A 22,670-nucleotide genomic window follows, 5' to 3' on the forward strand; every position below is an offset into this window, starting at 1 on the left:
TACGCTCGGAGTGACACAACGTTCACTGTCCGCGCAGGTTACTCGAGCAATGATCTTCCAGAAAGGCCGAGTTCCGGCCAGCCCCCGGTGTCAGACCGTGATCGATCCGTCATCGGCCGGCATCGGCCGTCGGGCCTCCGCCAAGGCCACTGTGTGCACGAACCATTCCAGGACTGCGCAGATCTCGTCGCTGTGGCCGGCGAAAACCTCCACCGGGAAGGAGGGACGCAGGTCCAGCTTGGCCTCAGCGAGATCGATGCCGTCGATCTCGTTCAGCCTGGCCATCAGCTCGCGCCGCAGCGGCTCGTCATCGAAGGGCTGGCGCCGCTTCAGGTGCTCGAAAACAGCCTCGACTGTGCCGGTGACCGGATAGATCGCCAGCGGCCACAGCTTCCGGGACTCCAGCGCATTGCCGACATCGAGAGTCGGGAAGCAACTGGTCTCACTTGCCCTGCCGTAGGCGCGATAACCGCCCTGCTGCTCCCAGAACCGCAGTGCGTCGCCTACGCCCTTGACGGTCTCCGGAGTCTGATTGTCACGCAGTTGCGCTTCGAACCTGGCAGCGGCTGCCTGCTGTTCGTCGTCCAGATCGTGAGTCGGCGAGATATCGCCGGTGACCTCCTTGCCGAGGAGAGTAGCCAGGTCTGCGGTGGTCAGCCGATGAGACCGGCGGGCGCGACGCGCGTCGTCGAAGGGGACGCCCTCCGCTTCCAGGAGAGTCTGCGGGTCCGCCGACTCGTCATCAGCGGCCCAGTGAAAGCCTTCCGAGATACGCCCGTCGGCTGTCAGCACTCGGTAGGCACCGTGCAGTCCCGCATTGGACGCCAGGTGGCTGCCCACCGCAACAGCATGGGTACCGACCAGCGCGGCGACGTCCCCATATGTCGTCCACGTTCCAGCGGGCATAGCCAGGAGCGCGGCCCTCAACTCCTTCCATCCGACCCACTCGTCGTCGGCATGAACCATGCCTTCGATGGGACCGGGCCACAACTGCACCGCCCGGTCGGCCAGTTCATCGGCGCGCGCGAGGATCTCCGCTCTGCCCCACCGCTCCTGCGCGGCGATCCCCTGGTTCATACGCAGGGCGCTGGCATCGAGGATTTCCTGCTTGCGCCGGAAGGGATGGTTCGAGAGCCGTGCGTTGTCCGCGGAGAGCGTGAGGTTGCCCAGCGTGTGAACGAGCAGCGCATGCAGTTCGTCGGGGCTCTGACCGTCCTCGGCCTCCTCGGCGAGCAATTCAAACCATTGCTGTGCGGGACTCTGCGGCAGCACGTGCTCCACCGTGAGTTTCGCCTTGGCGTAGTCGACCGGCTCGCTCGGACGGTAGCTCTCTTCCAGTCTGCGGAGCACCTGGGACCGCTGGTTACTCCGTCCGAACTTGTAGAACGGCCTGGTACGGATCGCCTCACGGACATCCTCGTCTCCTGGCCAGGCCCGCGCTCCCGTCTTGTTCCTCGACAGGGACCGGCGTACGGCTTCTGCCGGGAAGCCGTCCTTGCCCAGCTCTTTCTCCAGCTCCTTGGGCAGCTCCATGAAGACTCGGTTGCTGCCGGTCGTGGAGAGCCCGGCGAACAGGCGTCGCACCATGTAACTCTCGGCGTACGCCAATGCCTTTGCCGCCTCGTCCGCCGTGGCTTGACCGGCGTCAACCAGGTCGAGTAGATGGAGGGCGAGGGGGTAGTGGGTCTGGCCGCCCCACCGCGTCAGTCTCTCCAGCACTTCCCGCAGCTCCGGGTCCCCCTCAAGCTCGGGCTCCAGGATCCGCTTCAGTCGTCCGGCCCGCTGAGCGAGCGCGTTGATCTCTGCCTGCAGCACCGTCTCATTGCCACTCAACGGCTCCAGACGCTTCTTCTGGTCACGGTAGATCTCGCTCTGCTTGGCCCGACTGTTGCCGCCCACGACCAGGTCGAGCCAGACGAGCAGTTCGAGATTCGCCGGGCCGAGCTGTTCCTGCATGGGCAGCCAGAGATTGCGGTACACCGACTCTCCACGGGTCGGCAGGCACATGAAGAGGTAGTTGCGCAGCAGGTCACTCTGGCTCAGGCCCACGCCGGTGTTGTTGATCGACTCGAAGATCCGGTAGACGTTGTCACCCTCGGCGGCGGTGATCTCGACGATGGACAGCAGAGTGCTCAGCACTGTCTCCACGGCGTCCGTCCATGCCTCACCGCCGCTCTCCTCGCCTGCGGCGAGCGCCCCCAGGAAGAATCGGTATGCACCGCCCACATTTCCGGGTCCGCCGGCCTTCGGCGAAGATTCGACACAGGCGGTGAACGCATCCCGGTCGGCCTGGGTCGGCAGCAGGCGGTAGTGATCCTCGCCATCCCGGTAGCTGTTGACCAGCAGGAGGTCGTGGATCCGGGCGGCCTTCTTGTCCGTGCCCCGCTCCCGATGGCGGTCCCTCAATGCCGTGAAGGCGAGCATGAGCGTGGTGAGCCGCTGCTGACCGTCGACAACGAGCCAGCGCTGCATGCCCCCCGCGGTGATCTGCCCCGGTGCAAGCACGACGGAGCCCAGGAAGTGAGCGGCAGACGGCCTGCCCTCCAACTGGTCTTCGACCAGCTCCAGTACGTCGTCCCACAGTTGCTGCAGCTCATCCCGCTGCCAGCTGTAGGTGCGCTGGTACAGCGGAACCTGGAACTGCTTCTCGCCCTGGACGAGCTTGCTGAACGTGGTCTCTTGAGCATGCACGCGCTTGTTCTCCCCCAAGGTGTACCGGACCAGGTCGCCATTCTTCCCCATCCGGGTACGGTGATCAGGAGAACTGACGGATGGCACGAGCGGGGGCGCTGATGGCGACGCTGGGAATCCACAAGGACTTCCTGATGGAGTTCGCCAAGTTGGAAAAACCGGTCCAAAAGCGCGTCCACGAAGTGTTCGACAAATTCCAGGAGCACCGTCACGCCGGACTGCACCTCGAAAAACTCGAGAAGGCCCGCGACCCTCGCATCCGGACCATCCGCATCAACCAGTTCATGCGCGGAGTCGTCCTCGCGCCCGAGTCCGGCGACAGCTTCCTCCTGCTCAAGGTGATGCCGCACGACGACGCCATTGCCTGGGCGGTCAAGCACCGTGCCACCATCAATTCAGCCACTCAAGGCATCGAGCTTCGCAACGACGTCGCCCTGGAGCGGGCGACCGCCGGCGTACGGAGCCTCGCCTCGACGGACAGCAAGCGGCTCTTCGGGCACGTCAGCGACAAGGACTTGACCCGCCTGGGGGTCGACACCGACCTCCTGCCCCTCTTGAGGCATCTCGGTACCGAGGCGCATTTGGATGCGCTGCGTAAGGTCCTCCCCGAGCAGCAGTACGACGTTCTGGCCGGTCTCGCCGCCGGCATGGAGCCGGAGGACGTATGGCGAGAGGTGGTCCAGGTACAGCTGGAGTTCGCCGGGCCGAGTGTCTCCCAACAGATCAGTGTCGTCGCGGGCAGGGACGAGTCGACCGCACCGAAGGATCCCGACGAACTGTCGGTCGCCATGGCCCGCTCGCTGGGAAGAATCGCTCTCGTCTCCGGACCCGACGAGTTGATGGAGATTCTGGCCAAGCCTTTCGACGCATGGCGCGTGTTCCTTCACCCGAGTCAGCGGCGCATGGCCTACCGGTCCTCGTACAACGGACCTGCCCGTGTCACAGGCGGTCCCGGGACGGGAAAGACAGTGGTTGCCCTGCACCGCGCACTGCATCTGGCACGGCAGTTGCCGAGTGACGCCGCGGACGAGTCGATCCTGCTGACCACCTACACCCGGGATCTCGCCGCCGACCTCCGGCACAGTCTTGAACTACTGATCCTCGATGCGCAATTGCGCGGCAAGATCCGCGTCATCAATGTGGACGCGCTGGCCAACGAAATCGTGCGAGAGGCTCGCAAGGCCCCGCTGAAGATTGTCACGGGTCAGAGAGACATCATCGCGCGCTGGGCGCGCATAGCTCGTCGTCTCGGTATCGACTTCACCGATGTCTTCCTCGACCAGGAGTGGCGCCACGTCGTGCTCGCCCAGGACCTGCGTTCACCCGAGGCATATCTCAAGGCCTCGCGTAGCGGTCGCGGTGCCGCCCTGGGGCCTCTGAAGCGTGCGCAGGTATGGCGAGCGATCGAGGCCTTCACCAATGAGTTGCGCCAAGCCGACGAATGGACCTTCCTCCAAGTGTGCGCAGAGGCCGCTCGCCTCCTCGACGAGCAGGGCGAACCGCTTCGCTACCGGCATGTGGTAATCGACGAAGCACAGGACCTTCACCCCGCGCAGTGGCGGCTACTCCGCGCCCTGGTCTCATCAGGGCCGGACGATCTGTTCATCGCGGGCGACACCTACCAGCGGATCTACGGAAACAAAGTGTCGCTCCGCAGCCTTGGCATTTCGGTGACCGGACGCTCCGCCCGTTTGCGCATCAACTACCGCACCACTCAGGAAATCCTGGCCTGGTCCACTGCCCTCCTCACAGGAGAGCGGGTCGACGATATGGACGGCGGAGACGAGGCACTCATCGGGTACCGATCCACCCTTCACGGCGCACACCCGCAGACAAGTGGTGCCGGCAACAAGCCCGAAGAAATCGCAGGCCTGGTGGCCCAGATCGATGATTGGATCAAAGCTGGTGTGGCACCGCGCGAGATCGGAGTCGCCGTGCGATTCCTCCAGCTCGGCAAGGACATCGCACAGGCTCTGGGCCAGGCCGGGATGCCCGCGGCTGTCCTTGGTACACCGTCAGCGACGGGAGACGGAGTCCGCATCGGGACGATGCACCGGATGAAGGGCCTGGAGTTCCGTTGCATGGCTGTCGTCGGTGTGAATGACGGCATCGTTCCCATGCGCAGCGCGGTCACTGCTGAAGAGGTCGACCCTCAGCAGCACCGAGAGGACCTGCTAGGTGAGTTGAGCCTGCTATTTGTCGCTTGCACACGGGCACGGGAGGCGCTGCGTGTTTCGTGGCACGGTGAACGTAGCCCGTTCCTGCCAGCACGATAGAGGGCCGACCAGCCCATAAGCCCAGGTGAGAACCCAGCCGGCAGACGAGTCGGGCTGTACGCCGGGTTCTGTCGCCCGACCACCTCACGGCGGCCGGGGAGACGGCCATCCATCTAGGGTCGACGTTGCCGCCGACCTCGTGCGGTCTACCCAGGGACTCGGGCGGGCAGCCCTCGAACGTCCCCGCAGAGCGCTTTTGACGGCGCTCCTTTTGACCTTGCTCCAGGTGGGGTTTACCTAGCTGCCCAGGTCACCCTGGGCACTGGTGGTCTCTTACACCACCGTTTCACCCTTACCGAGGTCCGTACGGATACGGTCCCCGGCGGTCTGTTTTCTGTGGCACTGTCCCGCGGGTCACCCCGGGTGGCCGTTAGCCACCACCTTGCCCTGTGGAGCCCGGACGTTCCTCGGGAAGCCCCCGTCAAGGGGACTCCACGCGGCCGTCCGCCCGGCTCGTCTGCCGTGTCGACCATGTTACCGGGCCCTCATCCCTCGCAGGACCGGCCGCTGTCGCCAGTACCGAGCCCGCAAGGATCAGGGCGAACGAAGCCCCCACCCCGACCGTCAGCTTCTCGTCCAGGAACAGCACCCCCGCCGCCACCGCCACCGCCGGGTTGACGTATGTGATCACCGTCGACCTCGTCGGGCCGACCTCCTTGATCAGCTCCAGGAAGGCGACGAAGGCCACCGCCGTGCAGATCACGCCGAGGCCCGCCAGGGCCAGCAGGACCGTGGGCGAGGGCATGCTGGAAGGCCAGGTCATCGCGGCTGGCGTTGCGTACACCAGCGCCGCGGCGCCCAGGCACGACGCCGTGAGCTGCAACGACGGGACGTCCCTCAGCCACCTCGCCGCGATCAGCGGGGCCGTCGCGTAGCCCACCACCGTCACCAGCACCTCCGCCAGCGAGCGGGCGTCCCCGCCCGTCAGGTGCGGAACGGTCAGGATCCCCACACCCGTCAGGCCCAGCCCCAGGCCCGTCATCCGCCTCGCCCCCAGCCGCTCCGTGTCGCCGAAGAAGCGGGCCAGCGCCACTCCCACGATCGGCACCCCGGCGATCAGCAGACCCGCCGTCGAGCTGGACAGATGGCGTTCGGCGTCCGTGAGCGTGAACCACGGGCCGATGATCTCTATGCACGCGAAGGCCAGCATCGGCTTCCAGGCCCGCCTGACCGTCCCACCCAGGCCCCTCACCGCGAACGGCACCAGCAGCGCCGCGCCCAGCGCGCATCGTGTGAACACCACCACCGACGGGGACAGCGGGGCTTCCACCGCCACCTTGATCATCAGGTAGGGGATGCCCCAGACCACTCCCATCAGGGAGAACAGGAACCAGCCGCGTGCAGTCATGCGCACAGCCTCGGCCGGATCAGGGCCTGTCGTCTTGAACGCTGTTGCGGTACGCCGCCGGGGTCACGCCCAGGACGCGGCGGAACCAGCGGGTGAGGTGCGCCTGGTCCGCGAAGCCGACCTGCGAAGCCGCCTCGGCAGGGCGCAGGCCGGACTCCAGCAGGCGGCGGGCTCGGTGGACCCGGTACTGGGCCAGCCAGGCGTACGGCGGCAGCCCCATCGTCGTACGGAAGGCGCGGAGCAACTGGTAGCGGGACAGGCCCAGTTCCGCGGCCAGTACCGCCAGCGACGGGGGGTCCAGGAGTTCGTCGGCCAGGCGGTCCCGTACGAGGAGAGCGAGCCGGTCCGCGCCGGGGATCGTGTCCGTCGTGGGCCGGGCCGTGGAGTGGCGGCGGGCCAGGGCCGTGAGCAGCCAGGGCAGGCGGGACTCGGTCTCCAGGGGGTCGGGGCGGGCGCCCAGTTCGGTGTGGGTGAGGAGGATCGCCGAGGCCAGTTCGGGGTCGTCTATCAGTGGCTCGCGGAAGTGCGGGACGCCGCCCAGCGTTCCCTCCGTCAGCAGTGAGGTCTCCGCGTACAGCGCGCGGTAGGCGTAGCCGTCGGTCGCGTTGCCGGGGCCTCCCGTGTGCACCTCGCCGGGGGCGAGGACGACGATGGAGCCGGGGCCCGTGCGGATGTGGCCGCCGCGGTAGTCGATGACCTCGGTGCCGTCGACGCAGACGCCGACCGTGAACTCGTCGTGGGCGTGCGGGGCGTAGACATGTTTGTCGAAGCGGGCGGTCAGGAGGTCCAGGGACGGGCCGCACCGGCCCAGCCGGGCCCTCGTCCACAAGGCCTGCTCACCCATCCGACGCCCCCCCCTTCCCGCCAAGCCTTCCCACCATGCCTTCCCACCAGGCTTGGCCCGCCCATGAGCCGGTCACGGGACAGCTGTCAGCGGGAGAACGCCTTCAGGCCCCGTTTCCATGCCGCCCCCAGGTCGGCGTCGTCCGGAAACCGGCCGTGGATCTCCAGGACCACCATCCCGTGCGCGAACGCCCACACCGAACGGGCCAGGTCGAGGTCGCCGCCGCACACCCGCATCAGCGGCATCGCGGCCCGGTCCTCCAGGCCGGCGGGCAGCGCGGCGCGGGGCAGGGGGCGTTCGGTGGCGAGGCAGTAGAGGTGGGGGTGGTCGAGGGCGTAGGTGCGGTAGGCCTCCGCCAGGGTCAGGAGGGAGCCGGGGTCGCGTTCCTCCGCCGCCTCCATCGCCGCCGCCGACTCCTCCAGCATCTGCGCGATCAGCTCCACCTCCACGGCGTGCTTGTCGGGGAAGTGCTTGTAGAGGGAGGGCGCCTTGATGCCGAGGCGGTCGGCGAGAGTCCGCAGGGTGAGTGCGGCGGGCCCGGACTCCTCCAGGAGGGTCCGGGCGGCCGTCGCGATCTCGCGGGCTCGGGGGGTGAGACGGTCAGTCACGCTGGAAGCCCTCCTTGGTTCCACGCTGGAAGCCCTCCTTCGTACGCAGTCCGTAGCCGAAGGCGCGATCGTACGAGATGTGGGCGAGCCAGCCGCACAGGGCCGCGAAGGCGGGGGCCCAGGCGAAGAAGGGCTGGAACGCGTAGGCCAGCAGCAGTGCCAGCGGGACCAGGGCCCGGTGCATCGCGTTGTAGTACGGCACCGCGCGTGGCGGCAGCTGTCCCTTCGCCATCCGGGGCGCGTCGTCGAGGGCCACCAGGAAGGTCAGGTCCGGCAGGACGAAGAAGGCGAGCGCGAGGGTGCCGGCGAGCCAGCCGTGGTTGACGGCCTCCAGGACCGCGAAGGCGGACCAGAACAGGGCGTTGGCGAGCCATGCGGTGCGGCGGGCGAGGGAGCGGGCCGAGCGGTGCGTGGTGGTGCTTGTGACGGTGCTCATGGCTGCCTCCGGGACGGGTCGATGGCTCGATCGCGGGGTGGGACTCGATGTGCGGCTAACACCGTTAGCCCCACGCCCATAAAAGTAAGGCTAACGGCGTTAGCCGTCAAGAGGGGGGAACCGACCGCCGCGCCGACACCGCCCACGGCGCGCCGCCGCTTGACCCTGCCGCAGCGTCAACGTCTCTACTGATCCCATGCGGATCGGAGAACTCGCCGCCGCCGTCGGCGTCACCACGCGGACCGTGCGGCACTACCACCATCAGGGGCTGCTGCCGGAGCCGGAGCGGCTGGGCAACGGGTACCGGAACTACACCCTGCGGCACGCCGTCGTGCTCGCGCGGATCCGGCGGCTCACCGAGTTGGGGCTGGGGCTCGCGGAAGTGCGGGACGTGCTGGCCGACGACACGGAGAAAGAGCTCACGGAGATCCTCCAGGAGCTGGACGAGGATCTCGCCCGGCAGGAGGCGGCGATCCGGCAGCGGCGGGTACGGCTGCGGGCGCTGCTGGACGCCGACGAACTGCCCGCCGAAGGGCCGGTCTCCCCCGAACTCGCCGCGCTGTTCGGTGAGATGACCCCGCTGTCCGACTCCCCCATGGCCGCCAAGGACCGTGAGGTGCTCGCCCTCATCGAGGCCGCCGCGAGCCCCGAGGAGCGGGAGCGGATGCTGTCGGCGGTGAACTCCGTGCTCGCCTCGCCCGAAGGGGTGGCCAGGGCCAACGAGGCCTACGCGCTCCTCGACGCCCTCGCCGAGGCCTCCGTCGACGACCCTCGCGTGGACGACGCCGCCCGCAAGCTCGCCGACAGCACACCCCGCGAACTGCTCCCCGAAGCCGTCTCCCTGGACCACGGCAGCAGCTTCCTGCGCGCCTTCTACGCCGACTTCGCCCCGGCCCAGGCGGAAGCCATCCGCCGGGCCATGCGCATCCTCACGGAGGAGACATGAAGACAGCGGCCTCCGCCCTCGTACGGCATGAACTGCGGCTGTTCGTCAGCCTCGCGCTGTGGGTGGCCCGGCGTACGCACCAGACCGGTCACGGACAAGGATTCGGATACGCCCGTGGCGAGGGCCCGTTGATGTTCGGGCTCGCGTTCGTGTGCGTGATCGAGTCGGTGACGATGTCCGTGCTGCTGCGGGATCTGCCCGCCGTGCACACGCCGGTCCTCGTCCTGGACGTCTACGCCGTCGTCCTCGTCGTCGGCATGCACGCGGCCAACGTCGTACGGCCCCACGTACTCGACGCCGACTCCCTCCGGATCCGCCGCGCCGCGCTCGTCGACCTCCGCATACCCCTGCACCACATCACCGGCGTACGGCGCGAGTTGCGCGCCAGCCACCGGCGCACCGAAGGCGAACTCGACCTCGCCATGGGCGCACGGACCACCGTCACCCTCGAACTGGCCCAGCCCGTCCGCCACTTCACCTTCCTCGGACGCCCGAAGCAGATCCACCTCGTCCGCTTCCACGCCGACGAACCCGGCGAGTTCGTCCGCGCGGTCACGCAGGCACGAAACGCACGGTCGGAGCAGGTCCAGGGTCGGCCTGTGTGAGGCGGACCCGCAGCCGCTCACCCAGGGACAGACCGGCGCCCTCGACCCGTCCGATCACCGCCGGTGACTCCAACTGCACCACGCCCACCGCCGGTCGACGCTCCTCGACCTCCACCACGCACCCGTCGAACACCTCCCCCACCCGGTCCTTCAGCAGGGCCGCCTCGACGATGTCCACGCAGGCCCGTTCCACCGCGCCCGCGCGCCGGCCGCCCTCGGCCATTTCGCGGGGCAGCGCGTCGAAAGCGCCCAGAACCCAGTCGGGCACCGGGTCCCCCGCCACCGCCGCGAGGCAGATCTCCGACGCGTACCGGTCGGCCAGGCGGCGCAGTGGTGCCGTGCAGTGGGCATAGGGCGCGGCGACCGCCGAGTGGGTGGTGATGTCGGGCAGTACGCCGTCCCGGAAGACCGTGTAACCCGCGCCCCGCAGCAGCGTCGTGCACTCCTGGAGGAACGCCGCGTGGTGCGGGACGTGCGGGTCCAGGGAGCGGACCAGCGCCGCGTACGACACGTGGTGCGGCCAGTCGATGTGCAGGGCGTGGGCCGTGCGGCGCAGGCGGCCGACGGCGCCGTCGGGGGCGGCGGGGAGGGTGCGCAAAACGCCGGTGCCGTGCGCCAGCATCAGGTCCGCCGCCGCCATCCCGGTCAGCAGGGAGATCTGGGCGTTCCAGCCGTCGGCGGGAAGCACGGCGCGGTAGGTCAGTTCGTACGTCCCGTCCCGCTCGACGATCTCCTGTTCGGGGACGTTCAGCGAGATCCCGCCCCGCTCGACCTCGAGCTCCTCCCGCAGCCGTCCGATCACCTCCAGCAGTGCCAGTGGCTCCTCGGCCGTCTTCGCGTCGATCTCCTTCTGCACGCCTTCGTAGTTCAGCTTGGCCCGGCTGCGGACCAGGGCGCGGCGGACGTCGACGGCGACGGTACGGCCCTCCGCGTCGAGGTCGATCGTCCACAGGGCGGCCGGGCGCGTCCGGTCCGGGAGCAGGCTGGCCGCGCCCTCGCTGAGGGAGACGGGGTGCAGGGGGACCTTCTCGTCCGGGAAGTAGAGGGTCATCACACGGCGGTGTGTCTCCGCGTCCAGGGCCGATCCGGGGACGACGAAGGCGGCGACGTCCGCGATGGCGTACCGGACGCGGTAGCCGGCGCCCCGGCGGGAGAGGTGCATCGCCTGGTCGAGGTCGGTGGAGGCAGGGGGATCGATCGTGAACAGGGGGATGTCGGTGGCGTCGTACGACGGGAGCACGGGAGGTGTCCCGGCGTCCGCCGAGGCCTCCGGCGGATACGTCTGCGGCACCCCCAGTTCGGTGCGCAGCGCTGTGAGGGCGGCCCGGAGGGGGGCTTCGGGGGCGCCGGTCACGCGGATGTGGCGGCGGGGCATACAGCGAGCGTAGGGCCGGGGACCCCGGGGAGCACGCCGTACGCTGTCGCAGAGCTGTATCGGATCTACAGCCGTCACAGCTGCTGCCGCCGCCACCGAAGGAGATCCCGCTCGTGCTTGTCCTGCTGCCGCCGTCCGAAGGCAAGGCCTCCTCCGGTCGTGGCGCCCCGCTGAAGCTGGAGTCGTTGTCGCTGCCGGGGCTGACCGAGGCCCGTGCGGCCGTTCTCGGCGAGCTCGTCGAACTGTGCGCCGGCGACGAGGACAAGGCGCGCGAGGTGCTCGGACTGAGCGAGGGGCTGCGGGGCGAGGTCGGCAAGAACACCGAGCTGCTGACGGCCGGGGCGCGGCCCGCCGGGGAGATCTACACCGGGGTGTTGTACGACGCCCTGGAGCTGTCCTCCCTCGACACGGCCGCCAAGAAGCGGGCCGCCCGTCAGCTCCTCGTCTTCTCGGGGTTGTGGGGTGCCGTCGGGGTCGCGGACCGGATCCCGTCGTACCGGTGCTCCATGGGTGTGAAGCTGCCCGGCCTCGGAGCGCTGGGCGCGCACTGGCGTACGCCGATGGCGGCGGCGCTTCCCGAGGCGGCGGGGAACGGGCTGGTGCTGGATCTGCGGTCCTCGGCGTATGCGGCGGCGTGGAAGCCGAAGGGTGAGGTGGCCGGGCGGACGGCGAGTGTGCGGGTGCTGCACGCGCCGACGCGGAAGGTGGTCAGTCACTTCAACAAGGCGACCAAGGGGCGGATCGTACGGAGTCTGCTGTCGGCGGGCATCGCGCCGACGGGGCCCGCCCAGCTGGTGGAGGCGCTGCGGGACCTCGGGTATGTGGTGGAGGTCGAGCCGCCGAAGGGCGCCGGTAAGGCGTGGACGCTGGATGTGCTGGTGGACGAGATCCACTAGCGGTTGCATCCTCTGCAACGTTCGTTGCGCACACCGCTCCCCCTGGGCACGATGAGGCCATGACCTCGCCGCTGCCCTCCTCGCCGTACGCCTCCGTGCTCGACCTCGCGCCCGTCGTGCCCGTCGTCGTCATCGAGGACGCCTCCGATGCCGTGCCGCTGGCGCGGGCGCTGGTGGCCGGAGGGCTGCCGGCGATCGAGGTGACCTTGCGGACGCCGGTCGCGCTGGAGGCGATCCGGGCCATCGCCGACGGGGTGCCCGGCGCGGTGGTCGGCGCGGGGACGGTCGTGACGCCGGAGCAGGTGAAGCGGTGCGTGGAGGCCGGGGCGCGGTTCCTGGTCAGCCCGGGCTGGACGGACGTACTGCTGACCGCGATGCGGGCGTCCGGGGTGCCGTTCCTGCCGGGGGTGTCCACGGTGTCGGAGGTCGTGGCGCTGCTGGAGCGCGGGGTGCGGGAGATGAAGTTCTTCCCTGCGCAGGCGGCGGGCGGGACGGCGTATCTGAAGTCGCTGGCCGGGCCGCTGCCTCAGGCGCGGTTCTGCCCCACGGGCGGTATCGGTCCGGCGAACGCGCCGGAGTATCTGGCCCTGCCCAACGTCGGGTGCGTCGGCGGGACGTGGATGCTGCCCGCGGATGCGGTCGCCGCGCGGGACTGGGACCGGATCGAAGAGCTGGCCCGCGCGGCGTCGGGGCTCAGGGACGCAGGTGGGACGTGTCGTTGAAGAGCCGTACGCTCGCGTTGCCGTCGGCGTAGTACGCCACGGCGGACAGGGACGCGGCCGACAGTTCCATCCGGAACAGGGACTCCGGTGGGGCGCCGAGCGCGAGTCGTACGAACGTCTTGATCGGCGTGACATGCGTGACGAGCAGGACCGTGCGTCCCGCGTACGCCGCGACCAGCTTGTCCCTCGTCGCCGCGATACGGGTGGCCGTGGCCGCGAAGCTCTCGCCGCCGCCGGTGGGTTCGGCGTCCGGGTCGGAGAGCCAGGTGTTGAGGTCGTCGGGGTAGCGCTCCCGCACCTCGGCGAAGGTGAGCCCCTCCCACGCCCCGAAGTCGGTCTCCCGGAGCCCGTCCTCGACGGTCACGTCGAGCCCGAGCCGCTCGGCCACCGCGGCGGCGGTCTCCCGGGTACGGGTGAGGGGCGAGGCGAGGATCTCCTGGACGGTCCCGCGCCGGGCAAGGGCAGCAGCGACCCGCTCGGCCTGCTCACGCCCGACGTCGGACAGGGACGGATCGGTCCCTCCACTCCCCGAGAAGCGCTTCTGGGGCGTCAACGGCGTCTCCCCGTGCCGCAGCAGCACAAAGGTCGCGGGCGCCCCCATGTCGGCCGGCGCCCACCCGGGGCTGGCCACCACCTTCGCGGCACTCACATCAGCCTCGGCCGCAGCGGAGGAAGACACGGCAGAGGCAGGCCGGGAACCCCCGGCAGCGGCAGAACCCAACGCCGCACGCACCTTCGCCGCACCGGCGACCGCATCCCCCGGCGGACCCACAGGCTCAGACACCGCAGCGGCGGAGGCGTCCGGCTCCGCCGTCGAATCCGACGCCGACCACTGCTCCCCCCGCTTCCCCGCGTCCATCGCCTCGTTCGCGAGCCGGTCCGCGTGCTTGTTGCTCTCCCGCGGGATCCACTCGTACGTCACCTGGTCCGGCGGATACACCCGCCCCGCCTCCATCGCGAGCGGCTTCATGTCCGGGTGCTTGATCTTCCAGCGGCCCGACATCTGCTCGACGACGAGCTTGGAGTCCATGCGGACGTGGACCGAGGCGGTGGGGTCCAGTTCGTGCGCGGCGCGCAGACCGGCCAGCAGGCCCCGGTACTCGGCGACGTTGTTGGTCGCGACGCCGATGTACTCGGCCCGCTCCATCAGCGTCTCGCCGGTCGCCGCGTCGATGACCACGGAGCCGTAGCCCGCGGGTCCGGGGTTGCCCCGGGACCCGCCGTCGGCCTCGACGATGAACTCCCGCACGCGCGACGCTCCTTACAGGCCGGACTCGGACGTACGCACCAGGATGCGGCGGCAGTTCTCGCAGCGGACGACCGTGTCCGGCGCGGCCGCGCGGATCTCGTTGATGTCGGTGATCGCCAGCTCCTGGCGGCAGCCCTGGCAGGTCCGCTGGTACAGCTTCGCCGCACCGATGCCGCCCTGCTGCTCGCGCAGCTTGTCGTAGAGCTTGAGGAGGTCCGCGGGGATCGTGCCCGCGATGACCTCGCGCTCCTTGGTGACGGTGGCGACCTCGTTGTCGATGCCCTCGAACGCGGCCTCCCGGCGGGCCGTCGCGTCGTCGACCTTGCCCTGCACCGAGCCGACCCGCTCGGTCAGCTCGGCGACCCGCTCCTGTGCGGACTCCCGGCGCTCCATGACCTCCAGGACGATGTCCTCCAGGTCGCCCTGGCGCTTGGCGAGGGAGGTGATCTCGCGCTGGAGGTTCTCCAGGTCCTTCGGGGAGGTGACGGCCCCGGAGTCCAGGCGCTGCTGGTCGCGGGTGGCGCGCTGACGCACCTGGTCCACGTCCTGCTCCGCCTTGGTCTGCTCGCGGGCGGTGTCGCTCTCCTCGGTCTGCGCGGCGACCAGCAGGTCACGCAGCTGGGTGTGGTCCTTGGTCAGCGACTCGATCTCGGCGTGCTCGGGCAGCGACTTGCGCTTGTGCGCGAGCTGCTGGAGGCGGACGTCGAGGGCCTGGACCTCGAGGAGGCGGATCTGGTCGGCGGGCGCGGCGTTCAGTTGGGGGCTCCCAGTGAGTCGGTGGTGTCGGTGGCGGACGCCGCGTGGGCGGTCCAGGGGTCGGTGACCGTCTTGGAGACGTGGACCCGCAGGCCCCATCCATGGCGGTCGGAGATCTCGTCGAGCTGGGTCGCGGCCAGCTCGCACCAGGGCCATTCGGTGGCCCAGTGCGCCGCGTCGAGCAGCGCGAGAGGACTGTGGGCGACGGCCTCGGACGCCGGGTGGTGGCGGAGGTCCGCGGTGAGGAAGGCGTCGACGCCCGCGGCGCGTACGGCGTCGAAGAGGCTGTCGCCGGAGCCGCCGCTGACGGCGACCGTGCGGACGACCGCCTCGGGGTCGCCGGCGACGCGGATGCCCTGCGCGGTGGCGGGGAGCCGGGCGGCGGCACGTGCCGCGAAGTCCTTCAGGGGCAGCGGGTGGTCCAGCTCGCAGATCCGGCCGAGGCCTCGGCGGCCCTCCTTGTCGGAGGGGTCCGGCACGAGCGGTCGTACGACCCGGAGGTCCAGCGCGCCCGCGAGCGCGTCGCTCACCCCGGGGTCCGCGGTGTCCGCGTTCGTGTGCGCCACGTGCAGGGCGATGTCGTTCTTGATGAGCGTGTGGACGACGCGCCCCTTGAAGTGGCTCGCCGCGACCGTCGTCGTACCCCGCAGATAGAGCGGGTGGTGGGTGACCAGCAGGTCGGCGCCCAGCTTCACCGCCTCGTCGACGATCTCCTGGACCGGGTCGACGGCGAACAGGACCCGCGAGACCTCCTGGTCGGGGTCGCCCACGACGGTACCGACCGCGTCCCAGGACTCGGCCCGCTCGGCGGGCCACAGGTTCTCCAGCGCGGTGATGACTTCAGACAGACGGGGCACGGGGCAAAGGCTACCTGGCTGGTCTGTGCCGATGTACCGGTCCGGCTCCCGATGACCCCGCCCAGCACAATCGTCCCGTTTTCCTCAGGCGAATCGTTCCTGGGCCACCCCTTTGTGTGAAGTGGTCGTCGGCTCGTCCCACGTCCGTGCGTGCGAAAACTAGCTTCGTGGCCGGAGGTGACCGAACGATGACGGCCTGTGCGATCGAGCCCACGACGGCGGACGAGGACGGTACGCCGAAGGCTGGCTGCACGATCACCGCGGACGGCGCGTACGCCGCCCGCCTCACGCTGGACGGCGACTCCTGGTTCCCGGAGCGCTGGACGCTGGACGGCCCCGAGCCGTACGCGGTACCGCTGCCCGGCAACCAGCCGGAGGAGCCGGGCACCGAGGTGCAGCCGATGGGCGACGGACGGGTTCTGATCAGGCGGTTCGCGGACGGGCGGCACAACTTCTCGCTGCTCTACCCGACCGGCCCCGCCACCGGCGAGCTGCCGCTCGGGGCCGTCGAGTGCCCGGAGGAGGGCACCCGGCTGTGGCTGCTGCCCCCCGCACCGGGGGGCGACAAGGCGTACGCCCTCGCCGCGGGCCGGCACTCGACCGCGGTGTGGCTGGTGGCGGGGGGCGCCTTCGGGCCCGAGCACCTCGCGGAGATCCCGGGGCGCTGCTCGGGCGGGGTGTGGCTGGACCGGGCGGGGCGGATGCTGGCGCTCGACCGGGAGGTCGGGGGGTGCACCAAGGCGATCGTGGTCGATCTGGAGCGCGCCGGTGAGGTGTCGCCGCTGCTGCAGATCTCCGCGGGCAGTGACGACCGGCTGCTGCTCGCCGACCCGGACAGCGGGCTGCTGCTGATCCGTTCGGACGCGCCCGGTGAGGAGCGGCTCGGCTGGGGGGTGCTCGGCAGCACGCTGCCGGTGCGTTTCCCGGAGAGCCTGCGGCTGCCCGAGTGCGCGGTGACGCCGTTCGCCGCCCAGCCGGGGCAGGTGCTGATGCCGGAGAACTGTGCGGTGGCGCTGCGCATCGACGGGCCGGTCGGCAGCTGGGTCGGCATGTGGCGGCCGAACGGGCGGCAGGTGCACCATCTCGCGGCGCCCATGGGGTGGTTGACGGGTGCCGGGCTGTGGACGCGGGACGGGGTGCTGCGGTTGCCGTACGCGACGGACGAAGTGTCGTGCGGGGTGGCGGAGTTGACGGTGCCGACGGGGGAAGCGGGGGGCGGGGGAAGGACGGGGGACGCGGGCCCGGGGGATCCGGTCCGGGACGCGACGGCCGACGAGTCGACGCCGGGGAGGCCGTCGGACTCGGACGGGCCGCCGCCACCGGATCCTCCGGAGCCCGCGGTACTGAGACCGGTGCCGCTCGGGCAGGCGCCGTTGGAGGCGCTCGGGAAAGCGGCGTCGAAGGGCCTCGGGAAAACGCCGTTGGGCGGTCTTGTAACGAACTAGTGCCGGTTGGCGTGGCCGCCTGGATTCGCCCCGTGGTCGGTTGGTTAAACTCGCCCGGCTGTTAGAAAGATCATGTTGACGGGGTGAGTTCTTCCGATGAGCGACGCAAGCACGATTCAGCCGCCGCGCACCGATGTCCAGCAGACGTCCGGCCACGGTCGGCACCGGGGGCAGGTCTCGGCTCACGACGGCGATTCGGCCCCTCGGGGCCGGCACCGCAAGCCGGTCGAGGAAGCCGAGAAGGCTGCCTGACGGTACGGCGAAGGGGTCCGCGTGTCGGCTGACACGCGGACCCCTTCCGTATGTCTGCTCCCGTATGTCTACTCCCGCTTGAGTCCCAGCACCTCCGCCGCCGCGAACGTCTCCCCCGAGGGCCGCCCGGCGTAGTGCGGGGTGAGCAGCGCGTCCAGTTCGTCGTACGTGAAGGTCTCCTGCTTGCTGTCGAACTTGGCCTGCACTCGCGGTCGTTCGACGACGGCGACCATCCCTCCGTGCAAGACGAGCAGCTGGCCATTGACGCGGGCGGCGGCGGGTGAGGCCAGGTAGCCGACGAGCGGGGCCACATGCTCGGGGGCGAGCGGGTCGAGCCCGGCGTCGGGCGCTTCGAGGCCCGCGAAGACGTCCTCGGTCATCCGGGTGCGGGCGCGCGGGCAGATGACGTTCGCGGTGACGCCGTACTTGGCGAGGGCGAGGGCCGTGGAGGTGGTGAGCCCGACGATTCCGCCTTTCGCGGCGGCGTAGTTGGGCTGTCCGGCCGAGCCCGCCAGGAACGCCTCCGACGAGGTGTTCACGATCCGCCCGTACACCGGCCCGCCCGTCGCCTTGGACCTCTCCCGCCAGTGCGCGGAGGCGAAGCGGGTGGTGTTGAAGTGACCCTTGAGGTGGACCCGGATCACCGAGTCCCACTCCTGTTCGGTCATGGAGAAGACCATGCGGTCGCGCAGGATGCCCGCGTTGTTGACGAGGATGTCGAGCTTGCCGAACTCCTCGACGGCCGACTGCACGAGCCGCTGGGCCTGTGAGAAGTCGGAGACGTCCCCGGTGTGGGCGAGCGCCGTGCCGCCCGCCGCGCGGATCTCGGCGGCGACCTCCTCGGCGGGGCCCGCGGAGGCCTCGCCGGAGCCGTCCCGGCCGGGCTGCCCGTAGTCGTTGACGACGACGGCGGCGCCGAGCCGGGCGAGTTCGAGCGCCTCGGCCCGGCCCAGGCCGCGTCCGGCACCGGTGACGATCGCGGAGAGCCCCTCAAGTGGCTGTGACATACCCGGAGTTCCTCAGATCTCTATGCAGGTGCGCAGCGAGGTGCCGGTGCGCATCTGGTCCAGGGCCTCGTTGATGTCGGCCAGCGGGACGCGGTGGGTGATCAGGCCCTCCAGGTCGACGCGGCCCGCCCGCCACAGGGCGATGGTCCGCTCGTAGGAGGTCAGGACGTCACCGCCGCCGTACATGGACGGCAGGATCCGCTTCTCGTCGAAGAACAGCTCGAACATGTTGAGCTGGAGGTTGTCGTCCATGGCGCCCGCGCCGACGACGACCAGGGTGCCGCCGCGCCGGGTGTTCTCGTACGCGGTGCGGGCCGTGGCCGACTTCCCGACGACCTCGAAGACGTAGTCGAAGCCCTCGCCCGCGGTGACCTGTTGCTTGGCGTCGGCCAGCTCGTCGGGGGAAACGGCCCTGGTGGCACCGAACTTGAGGGCGGACTCACGGCGGGAGAGCACCGGGTCGACGGCCACGATCTCCGCCGCGCCCTTGAGCCGGGCGCCCTGGATCGCGGAGATGCCGACGCCGCCGCAGCCGATGACGGCGACGGACGAGCCGGCCTGTACGTCGGCGGTGTTGAGGGCGGCGCCGAGGCCCGTGGTGACTCCGCAGCCGATCAGCGCGGCGATGTCGAAGGGCACGTCGTCGGGGATCGGTACCGCGCAGCCCGCGTCGACGACGACCTCCTCGGTGAAGGTGCCGGTGCCGGCCATGCCGAAGACGTCTCCGGCGGGGCGCCTGAAGTTGGGGGTGCCGGCGTTCATGAACCCGGCCAGACACAGCTCGGTCTGGCCGCGCTTGCACGCCGGACACGCGCCGCAGGCGGGCAGCCAGCAGACGACGACCCGGTCTCCGGCCTTCAAGTGGCCTACGCCCTCCCCGACTTCGAGGATCTCGCCCGCGCCCTCGTGACCGGGCACGAAGGGCGCGGGCTGCGGCAGCACGCCGCTCATCCCGGACAGATCCGAGTGGCACAGCCCCGCGGCCCGCACCCTGATCCTGACCTTCCCGGGACCGAACCCGACCGCCTCGACGTCGTCGAGGACCTCCAGCTTGTCCTGGCCGATCTCGTGCAGTACGGCTGCGCGCATGGTGCGGCTCCCCTCAACGGCTGGTGTGCTCAGGTGTGTTCGACGACGGTGTCGGCGAGGACGGGCGCGTCGTCCCGTTCGACGGCGCTCACGGCGACCCGTACGGCGTCCTGCTGTTCCCACATCCGGATGCGCAGGGTCTCCCCCGGGTACACGACCCCGGCGAACCGGGTGACGTAGGACCGCACCCGCGTCACGTCCCCGCCCAGCGCGGTGTCGACGACCGCCTTGAGGGTGATGCCGTAGGTGCACAGTCCGTGCAGGATGGGCCGCTCGAACCCGGCGACCTTGGCGAACTCGGGGTCGGCGTGCAGCGGGTTCCAGTCGCCGGAGAGGCGGTAGAGCAGGGCCTGGTCCTCGCGGACGGCCCGCTCGACGACCCGGTCGGGCTCGCCGGAGGGCGGGTCGAGGCGGCCGGACGGTCCCCGGTCGCCGCCCCAGCCCCCTTCGCCGCGTACGAAGATCTGCGCGTCGTTGGTCCACAACGGGCCGTCGGCGTCGGCGACTTCGGTGCGCATGACGAGGACGGCGGCCTTGCCCTTGTCGTAGACCGCGGCGATACGGCCGGTGGCGGTGGCGGTGCCCGCGGCGGGCAGCGGGCGGTGGATGGTCAGCGCCTGGCCGCCGTGCAGGACCTTGGCGAGGTCGACCTCGATGCCGGGCATGGACAGACCGCTGATCACGCCGGGCGAGCCGGAGCCGGCGACGGTGGCGAAGCTCGGCAGGACGTGCAGTCTGGACTCGAGGGTGTAGCGCAGCTCGTCCGGGTCCGTCGCCGGGACGCCTGCTCCGATGCCGAGGTGGTAGAGCTGCACGTCCTTGGAGTTCCAGGCGATCTCGCCCGTCCGGGGTTCGGCGGCCACTGCCTTTGCGGCGTCGATGGGCATGGGGCTCCTGAGGGCTCAGAGACCTCGGTGCGACCGTCCGCACCGTCGGCCGCACCGAGGTCGTTCACGGGTCCGTGCCTCCGCGCTCGTTCTAGAACGCGTTCCAGTACGGCGACCCCTGTATAGCCCAGCTCTCAGAAGTTGTGAAGACTACTGACGGCATGTCAGATGCCGGGGTCCATGACATTTGTACTGCCGGATTCCGTACATGTCCCTCTGCCGCGCACGTGGGCGGGTTCGTAGCGTGGGAGCCATGACACAAGGCAGCGGGAACGGGTCGTGGTGGCGCAGGGCGTCGTGCCGTACGGACGCGTGGCAGGCGGCGCGGGCGGACTGGAAGTCGGACATGGAACGCTTCAAAGCCGACCAGCGCACCGCCCGCGAAACCGGCGTGCCGGTCGAGAACCCGGGCCCGCCGCCCACCGGCTTCTCCCTCCTCCCCTGGCTGCTGATGGGAATGGGCGCCTTCTCCAACGTCTTCCAGGCCGGAACGCCCCAGCCATGGCTGGGCGCCCTCGGCCTGCTCGCCTTCAACTCCCTCTACATCTACGTCGTCTTCCGCGCCTTCGTGAAGGAGAAGCGCGAGGCCCGCTCGACCCGGGTCGCGCTCGTCCTGATGGGCGTGGTCACCTGCGCCCTGGCCATCGGCTACGGCGGCAACTGGCTGTACTTCTTCCCCCTGCTCGGACTGGCCACGGGCGCCGTGACCCGCGGCCCCTGGCTCGGCCGTACCGGACTCTGCCTCACCGCGCTCGCGGTGGCCGTCTCCGCGGTCCGGGACGGCTGGGACGCGGTGAACATCGGATACGCCACCTTCCTGTCGACGATGGTGACCGCGGCGATCCTGTCCCTCTCCGAGGCGGTACGGGAACTGCGCGCCGCCCGCGAGGAACTGGCCCGGCGCGCGGTCGAGAAGGAACGCCTGCGCTTCTCCCGCGACCTCCACGACCTCCTCGGCCACACCCTGTCCGTGATCGTGGTCAAGTCGGAGGCCGCCCGCCGTCTGGCCCTCCGCGACATGGACGCGGCCCTCGCCCAGATCACCGACATCGAGTCCGTGGGCCGCCAGGCGCTCACCGAGATCCGTGAGGCGGTCACCGGCTACCGCGAAGGAAGCCTCAGCACAGAACTGGACCGCGCCCGCTCGGCCCTGGAGGCCGCGTCCATCGAACCCGTCGTACGCCACTCCGGCCCACCCCTGACCGCCGACACGGAGACGCTGCTGAGCTGGGTCGTACGGGAGGCCGTCACCAACGCGGTGCGGCACAGCGGGGCTTCACGGTGCGAGATCACGGTGGAGGGGACGGCGGAACGGGTGCGGCTGCGGGTGGTGGACGACGGGCGGGGGGTGGTGGGTGCGGTCGGTGCGGTGAGCGGGGCGGGTTCGATGGGCGGGGTCAATGCGGTGGGTGCGGTGACCGGGGTGGGTTCGATGGGCTCTGCCGGCACCGGTCTGAAGGGCCTGTCGGAACGCCTCGCGGCGGCGGGCGGCCGACTGGAGGCGGGCCCGGGCCCGAGGGGCGGGTTCGTGGTGATGGCGGAGCTTCCGGTGGAGGTGTTGGAGCGGGAGGTGGCGGCGGTGGGGTGAGGGGCGGGGGGAGAGGTTCGGGGGCGGGGTGCGGGGTCCGGGGTGCGGGGTGAGGTGCTGGGGTGAGAAGCCCGAGGTGCGGGGCCCAAGGTGCGGGGCCGGGGCGAGAAGCCCGAGGTGGGGGGTCCTGGGCGAAAGGCCCCGGGGCCGGGGTGCGCGCCGAGGCGAGGGTCGAGGGCCGGAGGCCCAGCGGGAGGCCCAGCGGTGAGGGGGCAGGGTGAGAAGCCGGGGGTGAAGGACCCAAGGCGAGAAGCCCGTGGTGCGGGGGCCGGAGGCTCGGCGGGAGGCCCGAGGTGAAGGGGCGGAGGCGAGAAGCCCGGGCGAGGGGCCCGAGGTGAAGGGGCGGAGGCGAGAAGCCCGGGCGAGGGGCCCGAGGTGAGGGGCCGGGGCGAGGGGCCGGAGCGAGGGGCCGGAGCGAGAAGCCCGAGGTGCGGGGCCCAAGGTGCGGGGTCCGGGGTGAAGGGCCCTGGGCGAAAGGCCCCGGGGCCGGAGTCCGCGCCGAGGCGAAGGTCGGGAGCCGGAGGCCCAGCGGGAGGCGCCAGGTGAGGGGGCAGGGCGAGAAGCCCGGGGTGAAGGACCCAAGGCGAGAGGCCCAGGGTGCGGGGCGCCCGCGGCGAGGGGCGGGGGCCAGAGGCCCGGCACGAGGGGCCAGGGGCCAGGGCCGAGGACAAGAGGCCCGGCACGAGAGGCCCGGGGCCAGGGCCGAGGGTGAAAGGCCCGGTGCGAGAGGCCCGGGGCCAGGGCCGAGGGTGAAAGGCCCGGTGCGAGGGATGGGGCCAGGGCCGAGGGTGAG

At 70.5% G+C, this 22,670-nt stretch carries 18 protein-coding genes, 1 other RNA gene and 1 pseudogene; 7 read left to right on the forward strand and 13 right to left on the reverse strand.

Going from position 1 to position 22,670, the window contains the following annotated elements:
- Nucleotides 1-90 precede the first annotated feature (90 nt).
- The gene (locus ACIOHP_RS08235) at nucleotides 91-2,742 is read right to left on the reverse strand and encodes a DUF262 domain-containing protein (RefSeq protein ID WP_401884473.1); all 2,652 of its coding nucleotides are present in this window, start codon (nucleotides 2,740-2,742) and stop codon (nucleotides 91-93) included.
- A gap of 50 nt (nucleotides 2,743-2,792) precedes the next feature.
- Here ACIOHP_RS08235 and ACIOHP_RS08240 point away from each other — a divergent pair, with 50 nt between their 5' ends.
- Entirely contained in the window at nucleotides 2,793-4,967 is a 2,175-nt protein-coding gene (locus tag ACIOHP_RS08240) for a UvrD-helicase domain-containing protein (RefSeq protein WP_401885223.1), read from the forward strand.
- Between the two features lie 41 nt (nucleotides 4,968-5,008).
- On the opposite strand, the gene rnpB is transcribed toward ACIOHP_RS08240, so the two are convergent.
- The 5 genes and pseudogenes from rnpB to ACIOHP_RS08265 form a co-directional block, all read right to left on the reverse strand.
- Nucleotides 5,009-5,423: RNase P RNA component class A (gene rnpB / locus ACIOHP_RS08245), an RNA gene on the reverse strand.
- A gap of 115 nt (nucleotides 5,424-5,538) precedes the next feature.
- Nucleotides 5,539-6,315 (reverse strand): annotated as a pseudogene (locus ACIOHP_RS08250) (DMT family transporter); the annotation flags it as partial.
- Nucleotides 6,316-6,334: 19 nt separating this feature from the next.
- Nucleotides 6,335-7,159, reverse strand: coding sequence for a helix-turn-helix domain-containing protein (locus ACIOHP_RS08255; protein WP_401884476.1), 825 nt, complete (start codon nucleotides 7,157-7,159; stop codon nucleotides 6,335-6,337).
- An 86-nt stretch (nucleotides 7,160-7,245) separates the two neighbouring features.
- A complete protein-coding gene (locus ACIOHP_RS08260) occupies nucleotides 7,246-7,767 on the reverse strand; it encodes a TetR/AcrR family transcriptional regulator (protein ID WP_401884480.1) in 522 nt (173 codons plus the stop codon).
- A complete protein-coding gene (locus ACIOHP_RS08265; protein WP_361539943.1) occupies nucleotides 7,760-8,203 on the reverse strand; it encodes a DUF4260 family protein in 444 nt (147 codons plus the stop codon). The genes ACIOHP_RS08260 and ACIOHP_RS08265 overlap by 8 nt, the downstream gene beginning before the upstream one ends.
- 196 nt (nucleotides 8,204-8,399) lie before the next feature.
- On the opposite strand from ACIOHP_RS08265, the gene ACIOHP_RS08270 reads away from it, so the two are divergent.
- Complete coding sequence (locus ACIOHP_RS08270) at nucleotides 8,400-9,149, forward strand: MerR family transcriptional regulator (protein WP_401884484.1); 750 nt, start codon at nucleotides 8,400-8,402, stop codon at nucleotides 9,147-9,149.
- On the forward strand, nucleotides 9,146-9,754 hold the full coding sequence (locus tag ACIOHP_RS08275) for a hypothetical protein (RefSeq protein WP_401884486.1): 609 nt from the start codon (nucleotides 9,146-9,148) through the stop codon (nucleotides 9,752-9,754). The genes ACIOHP_RS08270 and ACIOHP_RS08275 overlap by 4 nt, the downstream gene beginning before the upstream one ends.
- Here ACIOHP_RS08275 and ACIOHP_RS08280 read toward each other — a convergent pair.
- Nucleotides 9,702-11,129 (reverse strand): RNB domain-containing ribonuclease, encoded by a 1,428-nt coding sequence (locus tag ACIOHP_RS08280; protein WP_401884489.1) that lies wholly within the window; start codon nucleotides 11,127-11,129, stop codon nucleotides 9,702-9,704. The two genes, ACIOHP_RS08275 and ACIOHP_RS08280, sit on opposite strands and share 53 nt — an antisense overlap.
- Before the next feature lie 113 nt (nucleotides 11,130-11,242).
- Between ACIOHP_RS08280 and yaaA the strand changes: the two genes are divergently transcribed.
- On the forward strand, nucleotides 11,243-12,025 hold the full coding sequence (gene yaaA, locus ACIOHP_RS08285; protein ID WP_401884491.1) for a peroxide stress protein YaaA: 783 nt from the start codon (nucleotides 11,243-11,245) through the stop codon (nucleotides 12,023-12,025).
- Between the two features lie 59 nt (nucleotides 12,026-12,084).
- The gene (locus tag ACIOHP_RS08290) at nucleotides 12,085-12,747 is read left to right on the forward strand and encodes a bifunctional 4-hydroxy-2-oxoglutarate aldolase/2-dehydro-3-deoxy-phosphogluconate aldolase (RefSeq protein WP_401884493.1); all 663 of its coding nucleotides are present in this window, start codon (nucleotides 12,085-12,087) and stop codon (nucleotides 12,745-12,747) included.
- Here the strand turns inward: ACIOHP_RS08290 and ACIOHP_RS08295 are convergent.
- The 3 genes from ACIOHP_RS08295 to ACIOHP_RS08305 are packed head-to-tail and all read right to left on the reverse strand — an operon-like array spanning nucleotide 12,719 to nucleotide 15,609.
- Nucleotides 12,719-13,996, reverse strand: a complete 1,278-nt coding sequence (locus ACIOHP_RS08295) for a bifunctional RNase H/acid phosphatase (protein ID WP_401884495.1) — start codon at nucleotides 13,994-13,996, stop codon at nucleotides 12,719-12,721. The two genes, ACIOHP_RS08290 and ACIOHP_RS08295, sit on opposite strands and share 29 nt — an antisense overlap.
- Nucleotides 13,997-14,008: 12 nt before the next feature.
- Nucleotides 14,009-14,752, reverse strand: coding sequence for a C4-type zinc ribbon domain-containing protein (locus ACIOHP_RS08300; RefSeq protein ID WP_361540918.1), 744 nt, complete (start codon nucleotides 14,750-14,752; stop codon nucleotides 14,009-14,011).
- Nucleotides 14,749-15,609: a Nif3-like dinuclear metal center hexameric protein gene (locus ACIOHP_RS08305; RefSeq protein ID WP_401884497.1), complete on the reverse strand. Its 861-nt coding sequence runs from the start codon at nucleotides 15,607-15,609 to the stop codon at nucleotides 14,749-14,751. The genes ACIOHP_RS08300 and ACIOHP_RS08305 overlap by 4 nt, the downstream gene beginning before the upstream one ends.
- Before the next feature lie 188 nt (nucleotides 15,610-15,797).
- On the opposite strand from ACIOHP_RS08305, the gene ACIOHP_RS08310 reads away from it, so the two are divergent.
- A complete protein-coding gene (locus tag ACIOHP_RS08310) occupies nucleotides 15,798-17,054 on the forward strand; it encodes a hypothetical protein (RefSeq protein WP_401884499.1) in 1,257 nt (418 codons plus the stop codon).
- Between the two features lie 320 nt (nucleotides 17,055-17,374).
- On the opposite strand, the gene ACIOHP_RS08315 is transcribed toward ACIOHP_RS08310, so the two are convergent.
- From ACIOHP_RS08315 to ACIOHP_RS08325, 3 genes are read right to left on the reverse strand one after another with little or no spacing between them, the layout of a single operon-like run.
- Nucleotides 17,375-18,313 carry a 3-oxoacyl-ACP reductase gene (locus ACIOHP_RS08315; protein WP_401884501.1) on the reverse strand — a complete coding sequence of 313 codons (939 nt, stop codon included), beginning with the start codon at nucleotides 18,311-18,313 and terminating at the stop codon, nucleotides 17,375-17,377.
- Nucleotides 18,314-18,325: 12 nt separating this feature from the next.
- Nucleotides 18,326-19,402, reverse strand: coding sequence for a Zn-dependent alcohol dehydrogenase (locus tag ACIOHP_RS08320; protein ID WP_401884503.1), 1,077 nt, complete (start codon nucleotides 19,400-19,402; stop codon nucleotides 18,326-18,328).
- Nucleotides 19,403-19,431: 29 nt separating this feature from the next.
- Nucleotides 19,432-20,289: a MaoC/PaaZ C-terminal domain-containing protein gene (locus ACIOHP_RS08325; protein WP_401884505.1), complete on the reverse strand. Its 858-nt coding sequence runs from the start codon at nucleotides 20,287-20,289 to the stop codon at nucleotides 19,432-19,434.
- A 253-nt stretch (nucleotides 20,290-20,542) separates the two neighbouring features.
- Between ACIOHP_RS08325 and ACIOHP_RS08330 the strand changes: the two genes are divergently transcribed.
- On the forward strand, nucleotides 20,543-21,877 hold the full coding sequence (locus tag ACIOHP_RS08330; protein WP_401884507.1) for a sensor histidine kinase: 1,335 nt from the start codon (nucleotides 20,543-20,545) through the stop codon (nucleotides 21,875-21,877).
- Nucleotides 21,878-22,670 lie beyond the last annotated feature (793 nt).

Origin of the sequence: Streptomyces sp. NPDC087859 (genome assembly GCF_044742595.1) — a bacterium.
Lineage (GTDB): Bacteria > Actinomycetota > Actinomycetes > Streptomycetales > Streptomycetaceae > Streptomyces > Streptomyces canus_F.